The 24,882-nt window shown below is 56.5% G+C and carries 25 protein-coding genes, 1 tRNA gene and 1 pseudogene; 16 read left to right on the forward strand and 11 right to left on the reverse strand.

Annotation, left to right across the window (positions count from 1 at the left end; all coding sequences use genetic code 11):
• Positions 1-58 precede the first annotated feature (58 nt).
• The 5 genes from J7394_RS00715 (at position 59) to J7394_RS00735 (ending at position 4,420) form a co-directional block, all read left to right on the forward strand.
• Positions 59-343: a DUF3572 domain-containing protein gene (locus J7394_RS00715; RefSeq protein ID WP_170375177.1), complete on the forward strand. Its 285-nt coding sequence runs from the start codon at positions 59-61 to the stop codon at positions 341-343.
• Positions 344-362: 19 nt separating this feature from the next.
• Positions 363-1,055: an HAD family hydrolase gene (locus J7394_RS00720; RefSeq protein WP_209250274.1), complete on the forward strand. Its 693-nt coding sequence runs from the start codon at positions 363-365 to the stop codon at positions 1,053-1,055.
• 122 nt (positions 1,056-1,177) lie between these two features.
• Positions 1,178-2,737, forward strand: a complete 1,560-nt coding sequence (locus J7394_RS00725) for a trimethylamine methyltransferase family protein (protein WP_209250275.1) — start codon at positions 1,178-1,180, stop codon at positions 2,735-2,737.
• Between the two features lie 106 nt (positions 2,738-2,843).
• Positions 2,844-3,431: a heme NO-binding domain-containing protein gene (locus J7394_RS00730; RefSeq protein WP_209250276.1), complete on the forward strand. Its 588-nt coding sequence runs from the start codon at positions 2,844-2,846 to the stop codon at positions 3,429-3,431.
• Entirely contained in the window at positions 3,428-4,420 is a 993-nt protein-coding gene (locus J7394_RS00735; RefSeq protein WP_209250277.1) for a GGDEF domain-containing protein, read from the forward strand. The genes J7394_RS00730 and J7394_RS00735 overlap by 4 nt, the downstream gene beginning before the upstream one ends.
• A 2-nt stretch (positions 4,421-4,422) precedes the next feature.
• Here J7394_RS00735 and J7394_RS00740 read toward each other — a convergent pair whose 3' ends face one another.
• Genes J7394_RS00740 through J7394_RS23090 form a run of 8 tightly spaced genes read right to left on the reverse strand, consistent with a single transcriptional unit; the run spans position 4,423 to position 12,006 of the window.
• Complete coding sequence (locus J7394_RS00740; protein ID WP_209250278.1) at positions 4,423-5,121, reverse strand: CbiX/SirB N-terminal domain-containing protein; 699 nt, start codon at positions 5,119-5,121, stop codon at positions 4,423-4,425.
• Positions 5,122-5,180: 59 nt separating this feature from the next.
• Positions 5,181-6,113 carry an AEC family transporter gene (locus tag J7394_RS00745; RefSeq protein WP_209250280.1) on the reverse strand — a complete coding sequence of 311 codons (933 nt, stop codon included), beginning with the start codon at positions 6,111-6,113 and terminating at the stop codon, positions 5,181-5,183.
• A 45-nt stretch (positions 6,114-6,158) separates the two neighbouring features.
• Positions 6,159-6,956: an MBL fold metallo-hydrolase gene (locus tag J7394_RS00750; protein WP_209250282.1), complete on the reverse strand. Its 798-nt coding sequence runs from the start codon at positions 6,954-6,956 to the stop codon at positions 6,159-6,161.
• Positions 6,953-7,759: a TatD family hydrolase gene (locus tag J7394_RS00755; protein WP_209250284.1), complete on the reverse strand. Its 807-nt coding sequence runs from the start codon at positions 7,757-7,759 to the stop codon at positions 6,953-6,955. Before J7394_RS00755 ends, J7394_RS00750 begins: the two co-directional genes overlap by 4 nt.
• On the reverse strand, positions 7,756-8,877 hold the full coding sequence (locus tag J7394_RS00760; protein WP_209250285.1) for a DNA polymerase III subunit delta': 1,122 nt from the start codon (positions 8,875-8,877) through the stop codon (positions 7,756-7,758). Before J7394_RS00760 ends, J7394_RS00755 begins: the two co-directional genes overlap by 4 nt.
• A gap of 3 nt (positions 8,878-8,880) precedes the next feature.
• Entirely contained in the window at positions 8,881-9,507 is a 627-nt protein-coding gene (gene tmk, locus J7394_RS00765; RefSeq protein WP_209250286.1) for a dTMP kinase, read from the reverse strand.
• Positions 9,504-10,670 (reverse strand): D-alanyl-D-alanine carboxypeptidase family protein, encoded by a 1,167-nt coding sequence (locus tag J7394_RS00770; RefSeq protein ID WP_209250287.1) that lies wholly within the window; start codon positions 10,668-10,670, stop codon positions 9,504-9,506. Before J7394_RS00770 ends, tmk begins: the two co-directional genes overlap by 4 nt.
• Before the next feature lie 16 nt (positions 10,671-10,686).
• Complete coding sequence (locus J7394_RS23090; protein ID WP_209250288.1) at positions 10,687-12,006, reverse strand: SPOR domain-containing protein; 1,320 nt, start codon at positions 12,004-12,006, stop codon at positions 10,687-10,689.
• A 202-nt stretch (positions 12,007-12,208) separates the two neighbouring features.
• Here J7394_RS23090 and J7394_RS00780 point away from each other — a divergent pair.
• Positions 12,209-12,298: transfer RNA gene (locus J7394_RS00780), tRNA-Ser, on the forward strand.
• A gap of 223 nt (positions 12,299-12,521) precedes the next feature.
• Here the strand turns inward: J7394_RS00780 and J7394_RS00785 are convergent.
• A pseudogene (locus J7394_RS00785) lies at positions 12,522-13,310 on the reverse strand (IS5 family transposase).
• 73 nt (positions 13,311-13,383) lie between these two features.
• Positions 13,384-14,496, reverse strand: coding sequence for an MFS transporter (locus J7394_RS00790; protein WP_371811914.1), 1,113 nt, complete (start codon positions 14,494-14,496; stop codon positions 13,384-13,386).
• On the opposite strand from J7394_RS00790, the gene J7394_RS22830 reads away from it, so the two are divergent.
• The 6 genes from J7394_RS22830 to J7394_RS00815 all read left to right on the forward strand — a co-directional run bounded on the left by J7394_RS22830 (position 14,393) and on the right by J7394_RS00815 (position 19,714).
• Positions 14,393-14,635, forward strand: coding sequence for a hypothetical protein (locus J7394_RS22830; protein ID WP_247748021.1), 243 nt, complete (start codon positions 14,393-14,395; stop codon positions 14,633-14,635). The two genes, J7394_RS00790 and J7394_RS22830, sit on opposite strands and share 104 nt — an antisense overlap.
• Before the next feature lie 10 nt (positions 14,636-14,645).
• Positions 14,646-15,119, forward strand: a complete 474-nt coding sequence (locus J7394_RS00795) for an Lrp/AsnC family transcriptional regulator (protein ID WP_209250290.1) — start codon at positions 14,646-14,648, stop codon at positions 15,117-15,119.
• Positions 15,120-15,416: 297 nt separating this feature from the next.
• Entirely contained in the window at positions 15,417-15,851 is a 435-nt protein-coding gene (locus J7394_RS00800) for a hypothetical protein (protein WP_209250291.1), read from the forward strand.
• Positions 15,852-15,935: 84 nt separating this feature from the next.
• Positions 15,936-16,940 carry an HNH endonuclease signature motif containing protein gene (locus J7394_RS00805; protein ID WP_209250293.1) on the forward strand — a complete coding sequence of 335 codons (1,005 nt, stop codon included), beginning with the start codon at positions 15,936-15,938 and terminating at the stop codon, positions 16,938-16,940.
• A 397-nt stretch (positions 16,941-17,337) separates the two neighbouring features.
• Positions 17,338-18,777 carry a sodium:alanine symporter family protein gene (locus tag J7394_RS00810; protein WP_209250295.1) on the forward strand — a complete coding sequence of 480 codons (1,440 nt, stop codon included), beginning with the start codon at positions 17,338-17,340 and terminating at the stop codon, positions 18,775-18,777.
• Complete coding sequence (locus tag J7394_RS00815; RefSeq protein WP_209250297.1) at positions 18,755-19,714, forward strand: glutaminase; 960 nt, start codon at positions 18,755-18,757, stop codon at positions 19,712-19,714. Before J7394_RS00810 ends, J7394_RS00815 begins: the two co-directional genes overlap by 23 nt.
• A gap of 312 nt (positions 19,715-20,026) precedes the next feature.
• Here the strand turns inward: J7394_RS00815 and J7394_RS00820 are convergent, their stop codons facing one another.
• Entirely contained in the window at positions 20,027-20,695 is a 669-nt protein-coding gene (locus tag J7394_RS00820; protein WP_209250299.1) for a TetR/AcrR family transcriptional regulator, read from the reverse strand.
• Positions 20,696-20,763: 68 nt separating this feature from the next.
• Here J7394_RS00820 and J7394_RS00825 point away from each other — a divergent pair, with 68 nt between their 5' ends.
• From J7394_RS00825 to J7394_RS00840, 4 genes are read left to right on the forward strand one after another with little or no spacing between them, the layout of a single operon-like run.
• Positions 20,764-22,119 carry an NAD(P)/FAD-dependent oxidoreductase gene (locus J7394_RS00825; protein WP_209250301.1) on the forward strand — a complete coding sequence of 452 codons (1,356 nt, stop codon included), beginning with the start codon at positions 20,764-20,766 and terminating at the stop codon, positions 22,117-22,119.
• Positions 22,116-23,018, forward strand: a complete 903-nt coding sequence (locus J7394_RS00830) for a bile acid:sodium symporter family protein (protein WP_209250303.1) — start codon at positions 22,116-22,118, stop codon at positions 23,016-23,018. Before J7394_RS00825 ends, J7394_RS00830 begins: the two co-directional genes overlap by 4 nt.
• The gene (locus J7394_RS00835) at positions 22,955-23,953 is read left to right on the forward strand and encodes an SDR family oxidoreductase (protein ID WP_247747983.1); all 999 of its coding nucleotides are present in this window, start codon (positions 22,955-22,957) and stop codon (positions 23,951-23,953) included. The genes J7394_RS00830 and J7394_RS00835 overlap by 64 nt, the downstream gene beginning before the upstream one ends.
• Positions 23,950-24,720 (forward strand): SDR family NAD(P)-dependent oxidoreductase, encoded by a 771-nt coding sequence (locus J7394_RS00840; RefSeq protein WP_371811905.1) that lies wholly within the window; start codon positions 23,950-23,952, stop codon positions 24,718-24,720. Before J7394_RS00835 ends, J7394_RS00840 begins: the two co-directional genes overlap by 4 nt.
• The last annotated feature ends 162 nt before the right edge of the window (positions 24,721-24,882 follow it).

The following is a 24,882-nucleotide window of genomic DNA, read 5'->3' on the forward strand; positions in this document are numbered from 1 at the left end:
AAGTGTTTATGAGTCTGGTTAACAAACCCTTTCCAAGACAGGGGACTGAGGCCAGTTTATGTCGATTTCCGAAGATTCCGCCCAAACTCTTGCTCTGAATGCCCTCGGATGGTTGGTCGGGAATGAGGAGCTTTTGCCCATTTTCCTGGGTTCTACCGGCGCCGCTGCAAATGATCTACGCGACAGGGCAGGTGAACCCGAGTTTCTGGCCTCGGTTCTGGATTTCCTGATGCTTGACGATTCGTGGATCATGGCATTTTGTGACGCGGCGGCGGTGCCGTATGACCAACCCGCTCAGGCGCAAGCGGTGTTGTCGGGTGGTTCCGACGTTCACTGGACCTGATATTCTGCAGGAGCTTTTCATGCCAATTGATGCGATCGTGTTCGACAAGGACGGCACGTTGTTTGACTTCGCCAACACCTGGGGCACGTTCGGACGGACCATGTTGTTGCGCGTGGCCGAGAATGACTCGGACCGTGCGGCGGAACTGGGTCGGATCATCGGCTTCGACCTTGAGACCGAGACCTATTCTCCTGATAGCGTCGTGATTGCGGGAACCGTTGAGGAAATCGCAGACGCCTTGTTGCCGCATGTCGATGGCATGCCGCGTGACGCCTTGATCGAGTTGATGAATGCCGAGGCCGCAGCCGCGCCGCAAGCGCAGGCGGTGCCGTTGGGGCCGTTTCTGGATGCGTTGAAACAGGCCGGCCTCAAGCTGGGGGTTGCCACAAACGACAGCGAGCACCCGGCGCTTCAGCATCTGGAGTCGGTGGGCGTCAAAGACCATTTCGACTTTATCGCCGGTTATGACAGCGGCCATGGGTTCAAGCCCGGCCCCGGCCAATTGCTGGCGTTTGCTGCGCATATCGGCGTGCAGCCGGATCGCATTGCAATGGTCGGCGACAGCCTGCACGACCTGCAGGCCGGGCGGGCGGCAGGGATGACCACGATCGGAGTCCTCACCGGTCTCGCCAAAGCCGACGTTCTGGCGCCGATGGCGGATGTGGTCTTGCCCGATATTGGTCATATCCCGGCTTGGTTGGCGGATAACTAGATCTGCAGAACCCGTTTACGGCGGTTCAAGGCTCGTAAACGACAAAATCTGTCGCAGATGGAACGGCCTGTTACCGCTTTCCCGGGCTTGCTTAAAAGCAGGCACCTGGCAGGGAGGCGAACATGGCCGGAACCAAATCGCGCAGACGTCGTAGCGGAGGGCGCGCGGGCGCTGCGGAGCGCAGGGGAAGTGCGGCTATTGATCAGATGCCGTGGAACCCTCCGGTCAATATTGATGCACCGACCGAGCCTCTGGATCAGGGCGGGATCGAGGCTATCCACGACGGCGCCATGCGAATTCTCGAAGAGATCGGGGTCGAGTTCTACAACGAAGAAGCCATCGGCATCCTGCGTGAGGCGGGCTGTACGATAGACGGTGACAACGTGCGGATGGGCCGCGATTTCGTGATGGAGATGGTGGCAAAAGCCCCGAGCCGTTTCACGATCACGCCGCGCAATCCCGACCGGAAGATCGAGATTGGTGGGCGGAACATCCTGTTTGGCAACGTCTCCTCGCCTCCGAACTACTGGGATATGGAAATCGGAACCAAGGTGCCCGGCAACCGCGAGATGTGCCGCAATCTGCTGAAGCTGACACAGTATTTCAACTGCATCCATTTTGCCGGAGGCTACCCGGTAGAGCCGGTCGATATTCACGCCAGCATCCGCCACCTCGATGTGCTCTATGACAAGCTGACCCTGACGGATAAGGCGATGCACGCCTATTCGCTGGGTAAAGAGCGGGTCGAAGACGTGATGGAGATGGTCCGCATCGCGGGCGGGCTGAGTCATGAAGAGTTCGAGGCCACGCCGCGGATGTATACCAACATCAACTCGACCTCGCCGCTGAAGCACGACCATCCGATGATTGACGGCTGCCTGCGTCTGGCGCGGCGCGGTCAGGCGATTGTTGTCACGCCGTTTACTTTGGCCGGAGCGATGGCCCCCGTCACTATCGCTGGCGCCGTGGCGCAATCTCTGGCCGAGGCGCTCTGTGCTATCGCTCTGTTCCAATATGTTCGTCCGGGGATCCCCTGCGTGATTGGAACCTTCACCTCGAACGTGGATATGAAATCCGGGGCCCCGGCTTTTGGGACGCCAGAGTATATGCGGGCCACTCAGATGACCGGCCAGATGGCACGCTTCTACGGTCTGCCGATGCGATCATCGGGCGTCTGTGCGGCGAATGTGCCAGATGGGCAGTCGGTGTGGGAGACGTCAAACTCGCTCTGGGCGTCGGTGCAGTCGGGGACCAACATGGTCTATCACGCAGCGGGGTGGCTTGAGGGCGGGTTGATCGCAAGCCCTGAAAAGTTCATCATGGATTGCGAAATCCTTCAGCAAATTCAGAGGTATATGAATCCTGATCTCATAGCGACCGGCCCGGATGAGATCGCCCTGGACGCGATCCGTGCGGTCGGGAATGACGGGCATTTCTTTGGCATTCAGCACACTCAGGACCGCTACACGACCGCCTTCTATCAACCGTTTCTGAGCGACTGGAAGAACTACGAAGGATGGGAGATCGCGGGCGGTATCTGGACTGCAGAACGCGCACATCACATGTTCAAAGAGATCATCGGAAGCTTCGAGGCCCCCGCTCTGGACGAGGGTATTCGCGAGGAGCTTGCTGAGTTCGTCACCCGCCGCAAAGCCGAAGGTGGGGCACCGACGGATTTTTGATATCGCTATGATACTAAGAGGTCTTTCCGCTGATCAGCAGCGGTTCTTGGCTATTTGTTAAGGATTGTCAGGCCACAGTACGGGTGCAACCAATCTGAGGCATCTGATGCATGGTCTGATCAATCGGGCGATACAGTCGTTTGTATGCGCAACCTACGGGCGGCCGTGTTGGCAGCGCGTAACAGATTCGGCCGGATTGGGGTTTTCCGAGTTTGAGGCCATGTTGACCTACGATGACGCGATTACGACCTCTCTGCTGGATGCGCTCAGTACGGAACTCGCCCGGCCGCGACCCGAGATTATGGAAGACGTGGGAACCTACCTGGTCTCGCATCCCAATACCGAAGCACTGCGTCGCCTTTTGAGGTTTGGCGGTGTGACATACGTCGAATTCCTCCATTCCCTTGACGATCTGGCGGATCGGGTCCGACTGGCCGTGTCCGACCTGTCTCTTCCTGTCCTCGAATTACAAGAGCTTTCGCAGACTGAATTCCAACTCATCTGCGGGCCCGGGCTGCCCGGATATGCCAGCGCAATGGTCGGTGTTTTACGTGCGATGGCTGATGACTACGGCGCCTTGGTGATGTTGTCGCATGAAGGTCAGCAGGGCGAGGCTGAGGTAATCTCAATCCTGCTTGTCGAAAGCGCATTTGCTGAGGGGCGGCAATTCGATTTGGGGGCGCGGGGCGCATGACGCGGATGGATGATCTGGCAGAACTGCTGAAAACCCTGTGTCCGATGTTTCTGCTGGTCGATCAGAACGGTCACATCCTCCGCGTCGGCCCGACTTTGCAGAAGCTGCGCCCCGACTGCGTGATGGAGGGGCAAAGTTTTCTAGATATTTTCGAAATGGTTCGTCCCCGCACGGTGACAACCATACCTGCACTTATGGCCATGGCCGGGGCGAATCTGCACCTTAGGTTTCATGATGAGCCGCGCACGGCCCTCAAGGGGCTGGTCGCCCCGCTGCCGGGCGGGGAAGGGGCGGTTATCAACCTGTCCTTCGGTATCTCGATCCTCGACGCGGTGCGCGACTATGCCCTGACCAGCGCTGATTTTTCCGGCACTGATCTGGCGATCGAGCTGCTCTATCTGGTTGAGGCGAAATCGGCCGCCATGGATGCGTCTCGGTCGCTGAACCTCAGGCTGCAGGGCGCAATGCTCGCGGCTGAGGAGCAGGCCTATACCGACACCCTGACCGGAGTAAAAAACCGGCGCGCCATGGACAGCCTTCTAGGACAGATGATCGCTTCGAACGCGCCGTTTGCGGTGATGCATATTGATCTGGACTATTTCAAATCCGTGAATGACCGTCTGGGACATGCTGCCGGGGATTTCGTTTTGCAGCAGGCCGCGCGGATCATGATCGAAGAAACCCGAGACGACGACACGGTGGCGCGAATCGGCGGGGACGAGTTCGTTGTTATCTTCCAAGGCCTGTCCAACACGGACCGGCTTTCGGCGATTGCAGACCGGTTGATCGAAAGACTGAACCAACCGATGAGGTTTCAGGACAAGGATTGCCGTATCTCCGCAAGTATCGGCACCGCCTTGTCAACGCATTTTGACAGCCCGAGGGCCGAAGATGTTCTGCAGGCCTCGGACCTCGCGCTGTATCAAGCCAAGCGAGAGGGTCGATCCTGCCACCGTCTGTATTCCACGCTGCTCAAGGCGCAGTCCTGAGATCAGGCTGCGGAAAACGCCGCTTGCAGAGTGTCCGCGATTTGGCGCTTTATCGGGGGCAATTCGCCGATCACTGGCAGAACGATGCCTCGGAAACGCGCCTTGTTCAACTCTTCTGGGACATCTTCCAGCACGTGTCCTCCGCGACAGGCGAAGAAGGGTAGGCAAAGCGACTGATCTGACACTCCGTTGGCAGCATCGGAAATCGACGGGGGTTCTTCGACAAATCCGACGCGGATCGAGCGGAACGTCATTCTCTGCGACAGTTGCTCGGCAAAGTCATTCGCGACGGCCGATGGGTTTCTACTGCGGCCTGAGCCGTGCGCGGCGACGATCAGATCGGAAGCAGTTGCGCTCCAGTCGTTTTCCTTCAGGGCCGATTTCAACGCGTCGCTGACAAGATCGGGAAGCATGGGGTCCGTTCCCAACGGGCTCAAAATTCGCAAGTTGCGATCCCCGATACGTTTGGGCAAGGCGCTGGTCACAAACCATCCCTTGGCCATGAACAAAGGGTAAATTACCGTGTCGTGGGGCAGGCTGTCCATCACCTCTTCAAGTGCGTCGGAATTGGCCAGCGTGGCAGAATGGACCGACACATCGGCCGCAAGCGCGTTCACCTCAGCGGCGAACGTGGCCAGCGATGCCTCAGCTGGTTCCGGATCTGAGGGCTGACCATGGGCAACGATGATGGCGTGCGGCATTCCGGGCTCCTGTTCCTGAGCGGTAAGTGTGTCGCCGGTTCTCTATGTCAAGGCGGGTGTTAGCCCAAAAGTGTCAGCCAAAGCCAGACGGTTAGGATCGAGGCGGCGGTTCCGATCAGCACTGACGAGGCCGCGACCCGTTTGGCGCGCCCGTACATGTTGGCGAAAATATAGGCGTTGAAACCTGGGGCCATCGCTGCGTTCAGCACTCCGGAGCGGAAAAGGTCCTGCGGCAGCCCTGTGGTTGTTCCGAACAGCCAAACTAAGCTTGGGTGCAACATCAGAGAAATCCCGCAAACATAGGCGATCGTGCGAAGATCGCCTTCGGGTTTGTATTTCACGAGCACGCCGCCCAGCGCGAACAACGCGCCGGGCAGGGCGGCGCGGGTCACCAGTTCCAGCGCCTCATCCACCACTTGCGGAATGACCAGCCCGGACAGATTGACCACGAAACCTAGCGCGATGCCTAGGATCAACGCGTTCTTGAACATCGCAGACAGAACCGAGCGCACCATTTTTGTGCCACCATGGCCGCGATTGCGCACGATCTCCATCACAGTGATCCCGACGCCGTAGCAGAACGGTGAGTGGAAGGCGATGATGGCGTAATTGCCCGTCAGGCTTTCTGGGCCATAGGCGCGTTCGGTAATGGGCAGGCCCAGAAGGACCGAGTTCGAGAACAGGCAGCAAAAGCCGATGGCGACGCAGTCTTCCCAATCACGGCCAAAGATCAGCCGTGCCCCGAACAGTCCTGCAGTAAAACAAAGTGCGGCTGCAGAATAGAAACTGACCAGAAGCCGAGGGTCGAAACTGGCACTGAGATCCAGATGGGCAATGGCAAGAAACAGTAGGCAGGGAATAGCAAAGCCCTGCGTAAAGCGCATCAAACCGTCGACATGCATCTCTTTGAAATAGCCCGAACGGGTTGCCGCGTAGCCTGCGCCAATCACCAGAAAGACCGGTAGGATAACGTCAATCAGGCTTTGAAGCATATCGCCCCCGGTGCTGGCGATATGTGTGCCACAAACGGCAGGGCCTTACAGCGCTTGCTCGATCACCATCCCGTCATAGGCGGGGGTGATGTGATCGGCGGTTTCGGCCTCGACCGTCGCATAGTCCAGGTCGATATGCATATTGGTCAGGACGGCGCGTTTGGGCTGCAGTTTCTCAATCCACCCCAGGGTTTTTTCCAGATGCGCATGGGTAGGGTGCGGCGTACGACGCAGGGCGTCGATGACGAGACAATCCAGGCCTTCCATCTCAACCCAGGCATCGTCATAGATTTCGGCGACGTCGGGCAGATAGGCGAGATTGCCCATCCGAAACCCCAGCGCGTCGATTGACCCATGGTTCACGCGGAAGGGGCGCAATGGGATCGGACCTCCGGGACCATCGATCTCGAACGGGCCGTCAATGGATTTCAGCTCCAGAATCGGCGGGTACGGAGAGCCCTCGGGTTGGATAAACGCATATCCGAACCGTCCCAGCAGGGCGTTCTGAGTGTCGCCATCCGCCCAGACGGTTACACGGGTTTTCATGTTGAAAACGATCATTCTCAGATCATCAAGGCCGTGCACATGATCGGCGTGAGAATGGGTATAGACCACCCCGTCCAGCCGCCCGGTTCCGGTATCCAGCAACTGGCTGCGCATATCCGGCGAGGTGTCGATCAGGACCGTAGTTGTGCCTTCCGGCCCATCTCTTTCGACCAACATCGAGCAGCGACGGCGGATATTTCTTGGGTTTTCGGGGTCGCAATCGCCCCAATGCCCACCAAGGCGCGGCACGCCGCCCGAAGACCCGCAGCCCAGAATGGTGCAGCGCAGCTGTGTCATGCGGCAGCCTTATACTGTGCCGCTTTTGAGAACAGGCGGTCAAAGTTTAGCTGTGTCTGGGCGGCGAAATCTGCGTAGTCCATGCCGAACACCTCGGCCCCTTTGCGGGCAGTGTGAGCGGTATAGGCGGGTTCATTGCGTTTGCCCCGGTATGGGGGCGGCGCAAGATAAGGGGCGTCGGTTTCGACCAGAATGCGATCAGCGGGGGCGGTCGCGAAGATATCGCGCAGCTCCTGACTTTTGGGGAATGCAGCGATCCCGGACATCGACAGGTAGAACCCTAGGTCAAGGGCAGCTTTTGCCAGCTCTGCCGAGGATGAGAAACAGTGCATCACGCAGGAATAGGGCGCGTTGCGGTATTCCTCGGCCAGAATGCGCGCCATATCGTCATCGGCTGCGCGGGCGTGGATGATCAGAGGCAGGCCGGTGCGTTGGGCCGCCTCGATATGAATGCGCAGAGACTGCTTTTGTACCTCGGCGCTGTCGGCAGTGTAGTGATAGTCCAGCCCGGTCTCGCCGATGCCGACGAATTTCGGATGCTGTGCCAGTGCGACCAGTTCATCGACCGTGGCCATCGGCTCGTCCGCCGCGCTCATCGGGTGGGTGCCGGCGGCATAGAAGATCGGTGCATGAGCCTCGGCGATGGCGCGCACGCTGGGTTCATTGCGCAGGCGGGTGCAGATGGTGACCATGCGGGTCACACCGGCCTCGGCTGCATTGGCGATGATCTGGTCCAATTGCCCCTCGAAATCGGGGAAGTCCAGATGGCAATGGCTATCGGTGATCTGGGGGATGTTGCTCATCTGCTCTGACCGGAGGTTTCTTGTATCTTGAACATCGTATCTAGGACCAACGCGGCAGGGTCAAGGTTCACCGCCTGACCATGACGTGCTCGGGCGGTGATCGTTGCCGCCACCTCGGCCCAGTTGCGGGCCTGATGAGGTGAGGCCGAAAGCCGGGTCAGAGTTTCCGCCTCGTTGGGGGCGGCTTCCGGTAAGGGGGCTGCGCCTGTTGCGCCGGTCATTGCCAGACGAGATAGTGCCACGTCGATCAGGGTCAGCAACAGCTCGAAACGTTCGGCCGCGCCGCGCTGGGCGGCGGCTTCGGCCAGCTTAAGGGCGCGCTGACGGTCCATTCGGGGCAAGGTGCCCAGAATGGCGATCAATTCGGCATAGATTTCAAGCCCGCCCAGATTGATGAGACGAACCGCGTCGCCCACCGACCCAGCGGCCAGAGCGGCAAGGTGATCGGTTTGGCTGGGAACCTCCGCCCCGGTCTGCGTCAAAGCGGCCTGCATATCCTCAGGATCCAGCGGTGAGAGACGCAAGGTTCGGCAACGTGACCGGATCGTCGGCAACAGGCGCGAGGGTTGGTGCGAGATCAGCAGCAACGTGGTGCGCGCCGGTGGCTCCTCCAGCATTTTCAGAAGGGCATTCGCAGCACTGACATTCATCTCATCAGCCGCGTCTACAATGACCACACGCCGCCCGCCATCTGCCGAGGATAGGCCGAAGAACTTGCCCAGCTTGCGGATGTCATCCACCACGATCTCATTCCGGAGACGCCCCTGATCGTTCAACGACCGGGTGATCGCCGCCAGCCCCGGTTCAGCACCAGCAGATATGCGATGCGACACCGGGTGGTCCGGGTCGATCTCTAGAGTCTCCGGGGGCGGAGGCGCGCCAAACAGCCCTCCGTCATCCGCCGGAGGGGTGGCGAGCAGAAACCGCGCGATCCGCCATGCTAACGTGGCCTTGCCGACCCCACGCGGGCCGGTCAGAAGCCAACCATGGTGCAGCCGGTCCGAGTTGTAGGCGTTCAGAAAGGCTTGCTCGGCCGTGTCCTGCCCGAACAGCTGCGCGGTCTCACGCGGATGCGGCGCTCTGGGCGCCTGATCTGGGGTTGGGATGTCGTCGCTCATCGTCTATCGCAAAGCTGCCTCGACGATATCTCTCACATCATGTGCGACACTGTCCATGTCGCGATTGCCATCGATGACGCGAAACCGGTCGGAAAACTCATCGGCCAGCGCCAGAAACCCGGCGCGCATCTGTTTTTGCAGGGCAGGGCCGAAATCTTCGAACCGCTCCTCGGTGCCCTGTCGCCCTTTGGCGCGGGACAGGCCGGTGTCCGGGTCCATGTCGATCAGCAGGGTCATGTCCGGCTCGCGCCCGATCATCAGGTCATGGAGTTGGTCGACCACCGCCCGCAGATTCCCCCGAGACAGCCCCTGATACATCCTTGTGCTGTCGGCGAAGCGGTCGCAGATCACCACTTTTCCCGCATCCAAGGCCGGTTCGATTGTCCGCTCCAGATGATCGCGGCGGGCGGCGGTGAACAGCAACAGCTCGGTTTCCGCCGACCAACGGTCAGGGTCGCCTTCCAGCACGAGGCGGCGGATTTCTTCTGCCCCCGGCGACCCGCCGGGTTCGCGCGTCAGAACGACCTGATGGCCCGCATTGCGCAAGGACTCGGCCAGCATCCGGGCCTGAGTTGATTTGCCTGATCCGTCTATGCCTTCAAAGGTCAGGAATAACCCGCGTTGCGTCACATCGACTCCAGCGGGTTGTTGATAACGTCTTTCAAGACAATGCCGCCGACCGTCATCATGCGCACCATGAAACCGCCCGACGGGACATCCTCGGCGGCGAACAGAGGGCGTCGGATTTCGGGCAGACCTTCGGGCTTGATCACCAGCTCGGCCAGTTTCTGGCCTTTGGCAACAGGTGCGTTGATGGGGCCGTCATAGACAACCTCGGCCTCGATATTCTGGGTGCCCAGAACCGGGAACAAAACATTTAGGTCGCCGTCGGGCACCAGACCCACGGTCTTTTTCTCACCCATCCAAAGCTTGGCTTCGGCTATCGGCGCTTCTTCGGTGGCAACTGTCCTCTCGACAAAATTTCGAAACGACCAGTTAACCACGGACTCAGCCTCCTCTGCCCGCTGAGCGGTACTGTCTAGGCCAGTGAGAACGAAGATCACACGGCGGTCGCCTTGTTTGGCTGATCCGACAAGGCCGTAGCCGGCCTCTTGTGTATGGCCGGTTTTCAGGCCGTCGGCCCCAATGTTCAGCCGTAGCAGCGGGTTGCGGTTGCGCTTGTTCGAAGGCGCGCGCCCGTCAAACTCGAATTCTTCTTCAGCGAACAGAGGGTAATATTCGGGGAAATCCGTGATCAGCCGATCCGCGAGAACGGCCAGATCATGCACGGACATCAAATGCCCGGCAGCGGGCCATCCGTTGGAATTGGCAAAGTTCGAGTTGTTCATCCCCATCTGCTGCGCGCGCTGGGTCATATAGCGGGCAAATCCGGCCTCGGTCCCATCAGGGCTGAGCGCCTCGGCAATTACCACGCAGGCATCATTGCCGGACAGTACGATGATACCGCGTATCAGATCCTCGACAGTCACACGGTCCTGCGTGTTCAAGAACATGGTCGAGCCACCATAGCTCATGGCATGTTCCGAGACAGGCAGGGTTTCCTGCAGCGTCAAACGCCCATCCCGCAGCGCTTCGAACGCGACGTAAAGCGTCATGAGCTTGGACATGGATGCGGGCGGAAGCGGCTGATCGGCGTCTTTGGAAAGAAGCACGGTACCTGTGGTCTGATCCATCACATATGCCGCGCGCGCCGAGGTATCGAACGCGTGGGCGGGCAGGGCCAGAACAGCCATCCCGAGGGTGAAAACGGATGTTCGCAATGCGGATAGCATAAGGTGCCTCCTGTTCTCAGTTGGCCACGGTGAACGCATCGCCAAAGCCCAGATCCTTCACGTCGTTCTGGATGGCCTTGCGCTCGGCGCGGGTGGCGGCGGGTCCGACCAGCACGCGCCAGACGGTGTTGTCTTCGGTCTTCAACTCTCGCACCTCTGCCGACATGCCGTTTCTGCGGATTTTGGCGGCGGCGCTGTTGGCATTGGACTGAACACCAAACGTACCAACCTGAACAAAGGGTTTCGAAAGAGACGATGTCGTGGCGGCCGTTGCGGCGACAGGCGTCGGCTCCGCGGCGTCGATAGCGGCTGCGGCCCCTTCGATCGGGTCAAGCGTAGTTTCGGTGATCGCGTTGGGGTCTTTTTTCTGCCACCACTTGCGTTTGGCCGGTTTTTCGGCAGGCGCAACCACCGGCGCATCAGTCAAAGCCGGAGCTGTGCTGGCCGCCGCTGCGGCAGCGCTCGGTGTCTCTACGGTCGCCTCGACGTCGGTCTCGGCTGCGTCCGAGGCAACAGCGGCTGCGCCTACAGTGCCTGCGGTCTCCGCTGCGGCGGGCTCTTTCTTCTGCCACCATTTGCGCTTGGCCGGTTTTTCCGTCTCAGAAGTGGCGTCGGATGCGTCAACCTCGGCTACGTCATTAGCGACGGCGGCCTCGGCCCCATCCTGGGCTGCGTCTGAGGCAACAGCGGCTGCGCCCACAACGCCTGCAGTCGCCGCTGCGGCAGGGGCTTTTTTCTGCCACCATTTGCGCTTAGCCGGTTTTTCCGTCTCAGAGGTGGCCTCGGATGCATCAATCTCGGCCACGTCACTGGCGGCGGCGGGCTCGGTGCTTGCTTCGGGCGCGGTCTCGGCCTCAGCGACCTCGGGCTCGGGCGCGACCTCAACGGTTTCTCGCCGCAAGGCCACCACGTTGATCTTGGTCGGCGCGCCAGCAAGGATACCCAATTGCTCCGCCGCTGCAGATGATACCTGCAAGGCGGGGCCGGGCAGGTTGCGCTCCCGCCTGAACAAAGCGCCGGTCACCGATTTGTTGTTCGTGGCGTTTTTGATGATCACCCGTTCGGGCTGAGTCACATCAGGGTGGGCCACCCAGATCCCGCCCAGCGAGGGGCGACCGTCCCACAATCCGGCCTCGGTCAATTGGAACACGTCCGGTGCTTCGACATCGCGCTGTGTGTCGCCGGAGGATTGCGGGAAAAGTTCGTTCTTGCTGGTATTTTCGTCGGGTTTTTCTGCGGTTGCCAGCGTTTCCTCGCAACCCGACAACACCACCAAGGCTACAGCCAAGCACGCCAGCCGTTTTGGCCCTGGGCGGATCTCAGTCGCTCGCTTCATTTTGTCATCCCTTGCCTGAAGGGGCCTCGTTCCCCGAGCCCCACCGTCAGCCAGCCGGTTCTTCGCGCCAGTCTGCTGCGGTCTTTCATGCGGATCATAACGTGGGTGTGGTTCTATGGAAAGTCCGCTGCTTGGGCTTCGGCAAGATTTCCCGATTTCGACTTGCCTCTGATTTCAGTTGGCCTTAGACCCTGCATTCGACGGGGAGGTGGCAGAGTGGTCGAATGCGGCGGTCTTGAAAACCGTTGGGCGTGAGAGCGTCCCCAGGGTTCGAATCCCTGTCTCCCCGCCACTCATACCTGTCTCACTTCAGTTGTATTTTCTGACCCGGAATTGTGCCGCAATTCCCGCGCGTTGGCGCATGCGCTTTCAATTAGAGACGGAGCAGACTTTACATTGAGAGGAAAATTCAGGCGCCAGTCTCAGTATCGCATTTTAGCGGGGTCGCTTTGGGCTGGATTTCCCCGATGCCCGGCAATTTACAGGGACTTTTCGCAAAACGGGTCTGATACTCGTCACTTCGCTTGGGCTCCAGGCTCATTGATTTGCAGCCAGAACAAGATGGTAGCCGCGGGTGCGATTGCTGATAGGAAGACCTTTGGGCATCTGTCATATCGGGTGGCAACCCGCCGCCAATCCTTCAGGCGCCCGAACATGATCTCGATGCGGTTACGGCGTTTATAGCGCCGCTTGTCGTACCGGACGGGATTGTCGCGTGATTTTCAACCAGGGATGCAAGGCCTTTTTCCCTTGTTTATCAGAGCTTCGCGGAACCAGTCCGCATCATACCCGCAATCACCCAGCAACCAATCAGCCGATGGTAGACTGTTCACTAGTGCCCTGGCTTCTGTATAATCGCTGACCTGCCCAGCGGATATGAAGAAGCGGATGGGACGTCCGAAGCTGTCAGAAATTACATACAGTTTCTTGTTCTTACCGCCCTTGGTGTGTCCGATCAGTCTGCCGCGCCCCCCTTATTTTAGCCGCGGGCTGGAGGCCGTGGGGTGCGCTTTGAGGGATGTTGCGCAAATCATGATCTTCTTGTGGTCCGTGCCTTCAGTAGCCAGCCCGCTCATGATCCGAGCTAATACACCCAAATCGCTCCATCGTTTCCAACGATTGTAGAGCGTCTTTGGCGACCCATGTTTGCGAGGCGCTTCCCACCAACTTAATCCCTTGCGATTGAAGAAAACAATCCCGCTCAGTACACGTCGGTCATCAGCGCTCGGCTTGCCGTGGCTCTTCGGAAAGTATGGCCGAAGCCGCGACATCTGTTCGTCGGTCAACCAGAATGAATTGCTCATGATACACCCTTGAAATTCTGGGGCTTGAATCACACAGCCGAGATGGCAGCAACCAAATTTATGGGTCCAGAACCTAGCCGTTCTTTGCATTGCGATGAATGTCCGCTTTCGAGACGTGGTTTTGTCTTCGGACTGCGCTGAATAAAGCGGGCGCGATGCAAGCAGCGGATAGTAGTGCAATGACCGAAAAGCCAAACAGTTCGTAAACGATTTTGAACACCGTAGTGCCAACAAACATCGCCGCATAGGTAACCGCACTGTAGAGGCCAAGTATGGTCGCGCGTTGCTGCGGAGAGAGAGCCGTCAACTGGCCTACGAGTATGTTCAATCCAAGATGGTTTGCAGCACCCCACGCGAAACAGAAAGCGATGAGCGCCATGCCGAACGGTGCAAGCAAGGAAAGCCCGATGTATGCGCAAAGCAATAGGGCGAATATGACGGGAGCGGATTTCGGCGCGCCATGCCTGTCGATCAAGCGATCTAACGGTGCGACGACGCCAAAGCCGACACCATAAGATAACGCCGCAAGACCAGCGATGCCGGTCGCGACTCCAAGACCTTGGGTCAGATGGGGACCGAGATACGCATAGAGCCCATAGAATGCGGCCATGTAGCAGGCCACGGCAAATAGGATCGGTGGCAAACCCTCAATCCGCAAGGCCTTCAATGGTGAGGTGACGTTGCCAACTGAACGGGGCTCCGAAGTACTGTTGCGTTTCAAAGCGATCAGCAAGAAGAGAGCGGCAGTGCCCAAGAGCATGTAAACCGCGCGCCAATGCATGAAGTCGGTGAGGACGGCAGATATGCTTACCCCTGCAACGAGGCTGAGTGTCCAACCCGTCAGAACTTTTCCGAGAGTTTCGCTCTCTCGTCCCGTTGGTGCAATCTCAGCCGCCAAACCATAGATTGCTGGCAACGCAAGCCCCGCTGCCAATCCGGCCAATGCCTGACCGGCAATCAGAACCCATAGCGCTGGAGCTGATGCGCAGATTGCCATAGCAAAACACAACCCCACAAGCGCTAGGAACAGGGCCCGTCGGAGACCAATCTGATCGGCCTTCGGCGCAAGTATGAGGGCGCTGATGGCTGTTGCCGCGCCATACACCGCCGAAGCCAACATAACATCAGTTGCGGAACTGCGCGGCAAGGACATCGCGACATCTGATGCGATTGGACTGAGGACCAAGGAGTTTGATCCGACAATACTGATACCGAGCATCAGGAGCCAAACTGGATTCATATCGCGCACCTTTCGAAGTCATTCCAGTAGACGATTATTCGGCATGGCGGTACTGTATTCTGAGAAATCAAAAAAAATCGAATGAGGTTCGGAGAATGTCTAAAGACAGATATGGCTTGGATAGGATTGACCGAAACCTATTAAGCCTCCTGAGCAAAGACGCTAAACAGAGCTATAGTGATTTGGGCAAGGCCGTCGGACTTTCTGCACCCGCCGTGCATGAGCGTGTAAAGCGCTACAAGTCCAGCGGGCGGATCAAGTCGGTGTCGGCCCAGCTTGACCCAACAATGACTGGAAAGCGGTTTTTGGCATTCATTCACGTCAACACAACAGGATGGGGAAAGAGCGAGGACCTTATGCAGATCACAGAGCTTCCCGAAGTTGAAGAAATCCATTCCGTCACCGGTGATACCTGCATGATCTTGAAGGTACGGATGGAAAGTACGCAGGCCATGGAAGCACTGCTCGCACGACTCTACGCGCTCCCGGAAGTAGTCTCGACCAAGAGTTACGTAGCGCTGTCCACCTATTTGGAGCGCCCCGTCCAAGCAGGGGTTACCGATCTATGAACTGAGCAATTCGGACATTGCCAGAACGGCTCCTGCGCCTGCAATCCAGACACTCCGTCAAATTCCCGCAGCCGCAGTACGTTGAACGTCTGCATCGAGCCCTGAGCTACCGATCAATTCGATAGTGTGAGGAGCGGCGGCCAAGCGCCGTTAATCGGCTTGATCACCAATGTGATTTGTTTTCAGAAACTAGTTGACAGGTTCCGTTTTCGGAACCATCAATATCTTGTTCCGAAAACGGAACTAAATCATTCACCGGTAGACGGCAACTGGCCGCGCCACTCAGGAGAGAAGAAGATGGATGGACAGCACCGCCACGACGCGGCTTACGCAACGATGTGTTCTTATCTTGGCTTAACGGCGAGAGACGTAGCCGAAATCGGAGGGTTCTCTGATCGGTTCGCGCGAGACATTCTCGCAGGCCGGAAATCCTTTCCGCAAGACACTAAGATCGCACTATTCCAGTTGTTCAAAGACTACCGAAACATCGTGAAAGCGATGAAGCTAGAAGCCCGTGCTGGCATAGGAGTTTTCTACATCTATCGCACCAACGAACAGCTTCGCGCCTCACCAGTCGGCAAAGTTTGGCAGAAGGTTGGAAAATCCAAAGGTGGATTTGTTGGCCCCTACCGAAACGCAGCTTGGGAAGTCCATGAATGGGCTTTGGACCCATGCAACGGACCTACAACCCCGGTTAGCTTGGTCTTCGCAGACACTCCCAACGTAAACTAACCGATCAACCCTAAAAAAACAGCACTGCCAAGGCACAGGCGAAGTCTGTGCGCGGCCTCCGGCTGTCCAAACTAGAGGTGAAAAATGTCAGACCTTTTCGTCAATACGTTCAAAGAGACCCGAACCTGCACCTTCAAAGGGGACGTTTACGACGTTCGGGACAACGGTGCGATTCTTCGCAAGAAGCGCTCCGGCGGACGGCACCGTAAGCTCGACAACTTCTGGACCTTCGGCACCAAAGACGCCCACTCAGGATACGCGAATTTCGGGAGCCACAAAGTTCACCGGATCGTCGCAACGGCCTTTCATGGCGAGCCACCAACCAGCCAGCACATTGTCGATCACATTGACACCAACCGAATGAACAACCGCCCAGAGAACCTCCGCTGGATCACGAGACTTGAGAACATCTTGCTGAACCCGATCACACTTAAGCGGGTTCTTGAGGCATACGGTTCTGTTGAAGAGTTCTTTGCCGATCCCTCGAAGCCGAAACATAAGCCACTTCCGAACCAATATGATTGGATGCGCACGGTATCGGCATCAGAGGCCGCAGAGAGCAAGCGGAAACTTGAGAACTGGGCGGCAAGCTCAACATCGCCTTCGGGCGCAGGTCTGGGTGAGTGGCTGTTTGAACACCGCAAACGGGTCGAACCACCCAAGTTGCCCGAGATTACTCCGTCTCTGACTGAAGGTGCCGCACAACTGAACTGGCGGACACCGTCAGAGTTTCCGTGCTGTCCTGAGCCGGGGAAAAATCACACACTTATGGATTACTTTCGGGCGCTTTCGTTCGGGACGGTTTTTGCAGCGAACGAACACGGAAAGTCGTTTTTTGTTGATGGCTGCCGGGACCGACACAGCGACTGTTTGATTGTGGTTTGCCGGATTGAGAATAATCCAATCAACGATTGGGGAATTACCTGCGTCTATCTTCACGAAGGCACATTCATTCACGAAAACAAGGCAACCTATTTAACTTTGGTTGAAGCCATGGAAATCTATTCTGCGGGAACCGGGGAGGGGTTCCGTCCCGAGAACTATGAGCCGGAACTCGGGCCGTCGATTGGCTCCCCGCGGAAAGCCTAAAGAAGAGTTAGCACCGGCTGCCAAGTCCGCATTGCTGTCGTTCGCACCATGCGTGAGATTTAGGCCTGACGGAGCTTACAGCAAGGACCGCACAGCTGTCATACGCTGCGGCTGTACAAATGTCCGTTCACGTGCGGCGAGGCGAAGAAGATCGTCTTTGTCCCTAAGGACGTTTCGGTCAGTACAATTCAAATCTCTACGGCACAGACCCCGCCATGTGCACCGTCAACGCTCGTGTTGTCATGTGTTTGTGGCACAACTTCAATGACCCGTGCACCAAACGCTCAGAGAATCTTCGCAGCATAATCCTGACAGCCGTCGCATATTCGTGCATGATGAAAAAACAGGCAGACCTATTTGCCTTCCTGGAAGTGCTTGAATTCTCAAGGGGCGCGCTTTGGAAATATTGGTTAACGGCATAAACACGGTTCTTTGGAACTACGTATTGATCTACGGTCTTCTTGGAACCGGTATCTTTTTTTCAATTCGTCTTGGTGCGCTTCAGTTTCTCCATTTTGGGGAAATGTTGCGCGTCCTGACGTCTGCGAAGAGCACGGACAAAAGAGGTATTACTCCTTTTCAAGCGCTGACAGTAAGTCTGGCTTCTCGCGTCGGCACTGGAAACCTTGCTGGCGTAGCCGTGGCTCTGACCTTGGGAGGTCCAGGCGCAATCTTTTGGATGTGGATCGTGGCATTGGTTGGAATGGCCACCGCCTATTCCGAAAGTACTTTGGCCCAACTCTACAAAGTCACATCTTCCAACGGAAGGTTCAGAGGAGGTCCCGCGTTCTACATGGCCAACGCCTTGAACGCTCCTTGGGCTGGGGTCATTTTCTCGATCTGCTTGATTGTCAGCTTTGGTTTGGTTTTTGTCGCGGTCCAATCCAACTCGATTGCTGAGGCTTTCGAGGGCGCGTTCGGGTTAAATAAATTGGTCGTTGGCATAGCGCTGGCCGCAGCCGCAGCGGTGGTCATATTCGGCGGAATAAGAACCATCGCAAAGTTTGCAGAGATCGTTGTACCGCTCATGGCTGGTCTCTACCTTTTGCTTGCAGGTGTTGTCGTAGTCCTGAACATTTCCGAAGTACCCGCTATGTTGTGGTCGATTGTTGCGGGTGCATTTGGCCTGCAGGAAGCTGCTGGAGGCGTGACAGGAGGCGTCATGGCTGCTGCGCTTAACGGCATCAAACGGGGACTTTTCTCCAACGAAGCGGGCATGGGCTCAGCACCAAACATTGCAGCAGTTGCAACACCTGATCCTCATCACCCTTCCAGCCAAGGTTTCGTCCAGGCATTTGGGTGTTTTGTGGACACGATTTTGGTCGCAACGGCAACTGCACTGCTTATTCTTCTGTCGGGCGCGATCGAAATTGATGGACCTACCGGAATGCGACTGACTCAAGACGCGGCGGCGGTCCATCTCGGCGAAATCGGCCGCCATTTTATCGCGATTGCCATCGTCTTCTTTGGCTTCACATCCATACTTGGCAACTACTCATATGCCGAAAACGCGATGACGTTCCTAAAACTGGAAGGCAAATTGCCGATTTACATCTTGCGATTGAGTTGCCTTTCAATGGTTGTCTGGGGCGCTGTGCAAGCTGTCGCGACAGTGTTCAATTTCGCGGATGCGGCCATGGGAATAATGGCGACCATCAATTTGGTGGCGATAGTGCTGCTCTCTGGAACCGTCTACAAACTAACGGTGGATTATTTCTCGCAACGCCGACAGAACCTTGAACCTCGCTTTGTCGCAAGCAAATTTCCCGAACTGAGTAAGGGCGTAGATCACACTGTCTGGACGGAGGAGACCCATGCCGACACTCAAAACCATTGAAAGCGAAAGGCTTCAGGAAGTCTTGGACGATATCGCAGATCGCATTGCCGGCATGTCCGAAAGGGGGAAGGTAGCACAGTATATTCCAGAACTCGCCACAGTTGATTTGAACCAATTCGGTATTGCCGTTGCACCCATCAACGGTCCGCTCGTGTCTGCTGGGGACGCGAACACGTTGTTTTCAATCCAGAGTATCTCAAAAGTGTTCTCGCTTACTTTGGCACTGCAACGGGTTGGCGCCACCTTGTGGCAGAGAGTTGGCCGAGAACCTTCCGGCGATCCGTTCAATTCAATCGTTCAGCTCGAACACGAGCGCGGAATCCCGAGGAACCCGTTTATCAACCCCGGAGCGATCGTAGTGGCCGATGTTCTGCTCGAAAACCGTTCTGCTGACGACGCAATCAACGACCTCTTAGCGTTGTGCCGAGAGCTTGCAGAAGACAACTCGGTTGAGGTTGATGTCTCGGTTGCAGATTCAGAGATCCGAACCGGTTCCAGAAATCGTGCGCTTGCCCATTTTATGCAGGCGGAAGGAAACCTTAAGTCTCCCGTAGAGGAGGTTCTGTCGCTCTACTTTCGCCAGTGTAGCATCGCCATGTCTTGCGAACAGTTGGCGCTAGCAGGTCGTTTTCTTGCGGCGGCGGGTCAAAATCCGGCCACCGGCGCCACAGTATTATCAGCGCAAAGAGCAAGAAGAGTTACTGCGCTCATGATGATGTGTGGATCCTACGATGCTTCGGGCGAATTTGCCTTCCGCGTTGGCCTTCCAGCGAAAAGCGGTGTTGGCGGCGGAATCCTGTGCATTGTACCTGGTATCGCATCTGTTGTCGCCTGGAGCCCCGGGCTCGATCAAAAAGGCAATTCCTATTTGGCAACAATTGCATTTCAAGAACTGGTACGCGCCACAGGGTGGTCCATCTTCGGACCAAGTGTTTAACTCGGATTGTGGGAAACGGGTTCAAATGTACTTAATTCCGCTTTAATGACCGGCTGAGAACACAACTGAAGTGTGACCGGTATGGGTGGCGGCGCTGTCAGACGAGTAATCCGAGAATAGGTTTACAGCACATTGAGCGGCGATCATCTTTTCATGGATAGAAGCTTAGAAAGCCCCAGCCGCCTCAACACAAGTTGTACTGAAAAGACTGCCCCAGAGTCTTCGTCTCGGCAACCTTACCCGCGCGACTTGTTATCAAAGGTTGTGAGGCCTTAGCCAGATCTTCTAGCGAGACCGACGCGCTGCTGTCAATCACTCCGCTTTCTGCAAACTGCCGATTAAGCCTGCCTCACAGAAACTCAAAAGGTTCAAGGTCATGCTCTCGCGATCCGCCTGGCCAATGTTTCCGCTTAGGGCCAAAATTCGCCACTGCGACGTACACAGAGCGAGCATTGAAGACACGGCAAACACCAACGCACCCGCAACTCGTTCTGGACTAGCCTCAGGGTGTTTTGAGCACAGCTTTTCTACAACCCTCATGGCCACCGGATCAAAGTGGGTTTGAGCCAAATCTCTCCACCGCGTATCAGCTGAGACAATCGCCACTATTCGTGCATAAGCAAGCCACTGAGGATCTTCGCTGAAGGCTCGCGAAACGAGCGGCAGCATGAAGGCTGACAACAAATCACCGACACTCCAGTCCGACTGTGCGTCCAACAATTCAATTCTAGAGATGCGTTCTTCAGAGAGTTCAGAAGCTCGACGCGCCACTATACGCTCGAACAACTCTTCTTTAGGACCCCCGTGAAAATTTACATTGGCCTTTCGAACACCTGCGCGTTCAGCAATGTCTCGAATTGAAGCGCCCTCGAATCCCCTCTCAGCAAAAACTTGTTCTGCAGCATCGAAGATTCGTTCTCTCGCTGCGACGGATCGCTGCGACGGAGCTCTTTTTCTTTCTTTTACAGCATGTTGTGGCATCTCAAAAACCAGTTTGCCTTATTTAGAACGTTCGTTCAAGATAAACACTGTCGCAGGAGGAGACGCGAATGGAACAGGCGCAGGTGAGAGCGGGCCAGCTGGTTGAGGCAAAGGCCCGCCCCGAAGAGTGTTTTGCTTTGATCGGTGCGGGGCCAATGGGCCTTGCAATGGCAAAGACGCTTGTCGAGCAGGGAGTGCCATTTCAAGGATTTGAACTGGCCGATGATGTGGGTGGTCTGTGGAACATCGATGCACCTCGGTCCACGATGTACGAGACCGCCCATCTCATTTCTTCCAAGCGCATGACGGAATTCACCGATTTCCCGATGCTGGAGGATACGGCAGAATATCCGTCACATCGCGAAATGAAGACCTATTTCCAAGACTTCGCAAAAGCGTTTGACCTGTATCAGAACTTTCATTTCGGAGCCGAAGTTCTGAAGACCGAACCATTGGAACGCGGCGGATGGGAAATAACCTGGCGAGACAATACCGGCACCCATCATATCCAAAACTTCGCAGGGTTAATGATTGCCAACGGTACGCTGTCGGAACCGAACATGCCGGATTTCCAGGGTGAATTCACAGGTGAGCTCATCCATGCGTCCGAGTACCGCTATCCCACCCAATTTGCCGGTAAGCGCGTTCTGGTTGTTGGTGCGGGCAACTCCGGTTGCGACATCGCAGTCGATGCCATTCACCACGGCGTTTCTTGCGACCTCTCTGTGCGCCGCGGGTACTACTTTGTTCCCAAATATGTCTTCGGAGTCCCCGCCGACACCATGGGGGGTAAGATCCGCCTGCCCATGTGGTTGAAGCGAAAAGTCGATGGCGCGATCCTGAAGTGGTTTGTCGGTGATCCGCAAAAATACGGATTTCCGAAACCGGATTATGCTCTCTACGAGTCGCATCCTGTGGTCAATTCCCTCATTCTGTTCCACGCGGGTCATGGCGACCTGATGGTCCGTCCGGATATTGAGCGTTTGGACGGCAAAACCGTTCATTTCCGCGATGGGACCTCGGCTGAATATGACATGATACTGGCCGCGACCGGGTATAAGCTGCACTACCCGTTCATCGACCAGAAACATCTGAATTGGAAAGGTTCCGCACCTCACCTCTACCTCAATTGCATGCACCCTGAACGAGATGACCTGTTTGTTCTTGGCATGGTCGAAGCGTCGGGATTGGGCTGGCAAGGACGTCATGAGCAAGCCGAAATGGTCGCTCGCTACATCGCCGGATTGCGGTCAGGCAACTCCGCGGCGCAGGCAATCCGCTCTACCAAGTCCGATGGGTATGAGAGAGCAACAGGAGGTATGAACTACATCGACCTTCCGCGCATGGCCTACTACGTGGACAAAGCGACCTATAGGAGGGAGGTAACGGGTCAAATCGCGGCACTCAAGGCGGCCCGAGCATGAACGGAATAGATCAGGTCGTTCTGAATTTTGATGCCGGAAATCTTAGAGTTCTCAATGCCATCCTAGCGATCGTCATGTTCTCGATCGCGCTGGATTTACGTACGGATGATTTTCGGCGCATTGCAGGTGCACCCAAGCCCCTCATTGTCGGTCTTGCATCGCAGTTTCTGGTACTTCCAGCGCTTACTCTTCTTATGATTGTCGCACTGCGACCGATGCCATCTGTAGCGATGGGCCTTATCCTCGTTGCTGCGTGCCCTGGTGGGAACATATCAAATTTCATGACCCATCGGGCGAAAGGGAATGTGGCGCTATCGGTTTCAATGACCGCTTTTGCGACGGTCGGAGCCATCGTTGTCACACCGGCAAACATTGCATTTTGGGGTAGCCTATATGGCCCGACACGCGAAATCTTGCAGCGCACTGAAATTGACCCGGTCGCCGTCGCAACAACGGTCGGGTTCATGCTGATCCTACCATTGGTCCTCGGGATGCTAGTAAACGCGCGGTTAAAACAATTGGCTGATCGCATCCGCCGCCCAATGCAATGGCTCTCAATGGCTATCTTTATTGCCTTCATTGTGCTCGCGCTGGCTGCCAATTGGGCGAACTTCCTTCAGGTCGCCGGAGCTGTCATAGGTCTCGTTATTGTCCACAATACGCTGGCATTCCTCGGCGGGTATACAACGGCGACGATCACAGGGTTGTCCGAGCGGGATCGCCGTTCAGTTACCATCGAAACAGGTATTCAGAATTCAGGACTGGGGCTCATCCTGATCTTCGCCTTTTTTGGAGGGATGGGCGGAATGGCTGTTGCCGCTGCTTTGTGGGGCATATGGCACGCGATTTCTGGATTGGTTCTTGCGGGCTTCTTCGCAAAGCGGGAGCTTCCGGCATGAAACGCCTTCTCATCACTGGCGCTGCAGGTGCAGTCGGAACAGCGCTGCTAAGTCGTCTGGCGCAGAAGGACAATTATGCCGTCATAGCTACGGATATCCGAGAACCTGTGAATTTGCCGCCAAACGCGCGGTTTATAAAGATGGATGTGACCAGTAGCGACCCACACGACGTCATCATGTCAGAATGCCCCGACACCGTCGTGCATCTTGCTTCGATTGTAACCCCCGGGCCAGACACAACGCGGGACCTCGAGTACCAGGTCGATGTTGAAGGTACGCGGAAAGTTCTTGATGCCTCCATCTCCGCAGGAGTACAGCGACTGGTCGTTACGTCCTCTGGCGCGGCCTATGGCTATCACGCCGACAATCCTGCGCTATTGCGAGAAAAGGACGCAATTCGCGGCAATCGGGAATTCGCGTATTCTTGGCACAAAAGACTGGTTGAGGAGATGCTGGCAGACTCGAGAAAAACAGCCCCGGAATTAGAGCAAGTCGTATTGAGGGTTGGGACAGTTCTCGGGAACCATATCGAGAACCAGATAACGTCTCTGTTCCAAAAGCCCCGCCTACTTGGGCTGAAAGGTTCGGAGAGCCCCTTTGTCTTCATATGGGACAAAGACCTGGCAGAAATACTGCTGCGCGCATCGACAAACGGGCCTGCGGGAATTTTCAACGTCTCTGGCGACGGTGCGCTTACTGTTTCCCAAATCGCCGAGGCCATGGGCAAGACTGTGCGCTGGTTGCCGCCAAAACTGGTCAAGATGGCACTGGCCGTGGCTCGGCCCGTTGGTCTTTCTCGCTATGGTCCTGAACAAGTTCGCTTTTTGCAGTTTCGGCCTGTGCTGGACAACACGGCACTTAAGGTGAAGTTCGGCTATCACCCCAAACACTCAAGCGCTGAAGCATTTGAGCTCTGGTGGGAGCACGCGAAGTGAAAAAAACTGCAGTCATAACTGGTGGTGCTGGCGGCCTGGGGCAAGCTTTATCTGAAGCATTGCGAGAACAAGGTTGGCATACCGTAATCATTGACCTTCCAGGCCCACGCCTCGACGCTTTGGTGGATGAGAAAGATCTTAGCCTCTACGCTTGTGACCTGACAAAACCTAAGCAGTGTGCAGATGTATGCGCTCAGATTTTGAAGGAAAGGCCTTCAATTGACATGGTTATTTACAACGCAGGGGTCACACAAATCTCGGCGTTTGCCGACAGTGACTTGAACTCACATCGCGACCTTTTTGAGATCAACTATTTTTCAGCGGTTGAGTGCGCTCGGCATTTCCTATTTGCACTAAGAAAATCCAAGGGAACGCACCTGGCGATCTCATCAGTCGCCGGATTTGCGCCGCTTTTCCATAGAACTGCCTACGCCGCTAGCAAGCATGCAATGGAAGGTTTTTTTAAGTCTCTTAGAGCCGAGGAAACCCACCATGGGGTGTCCGTTACTATTGCTGCACCTTCCTTTGTTGCAACGAACATCGGGCAAACCGAAAGAGATGCTAAGGGATTCGCCCGTCCGGGATCCGCAACTGACGGTGTTGACTATATGACGCCACAAGACGCAGCCCAGATCATTCTCCGCGGTTGTCAAAACCGAAAAGCATTTGTGCCCGTTGGTCGCGTTGCAACTCTATCGAACGCCATGAACCGGCTAGCTCCGTCGCTCTTCTTCCGCCAAATGATGCGCACAATTGGAAGGAGTTAGTTCTCGGAGGGTAGTCGCGCAAAGTGTTGAGCCATTGCTGTCCATGCGTGGCATTCTTCCATATCGGCAGGCTGTCGATGTGGACCTGTCGGCTGAACTCTTCGAAGGTCGGGATTTCGCGCTGGGCGTTGAGTCTAGGGTTCAGTCTGTACTTTGCTATGC

Source organism: Ruegeria sp. R13_0, from assembly GCF_017743995.1.
GTDB lineage: Bacteria > Pseudomonadota > Alphaproteobacteria > Rhodobacterales > Rhodobacteraceae > Ruegeria.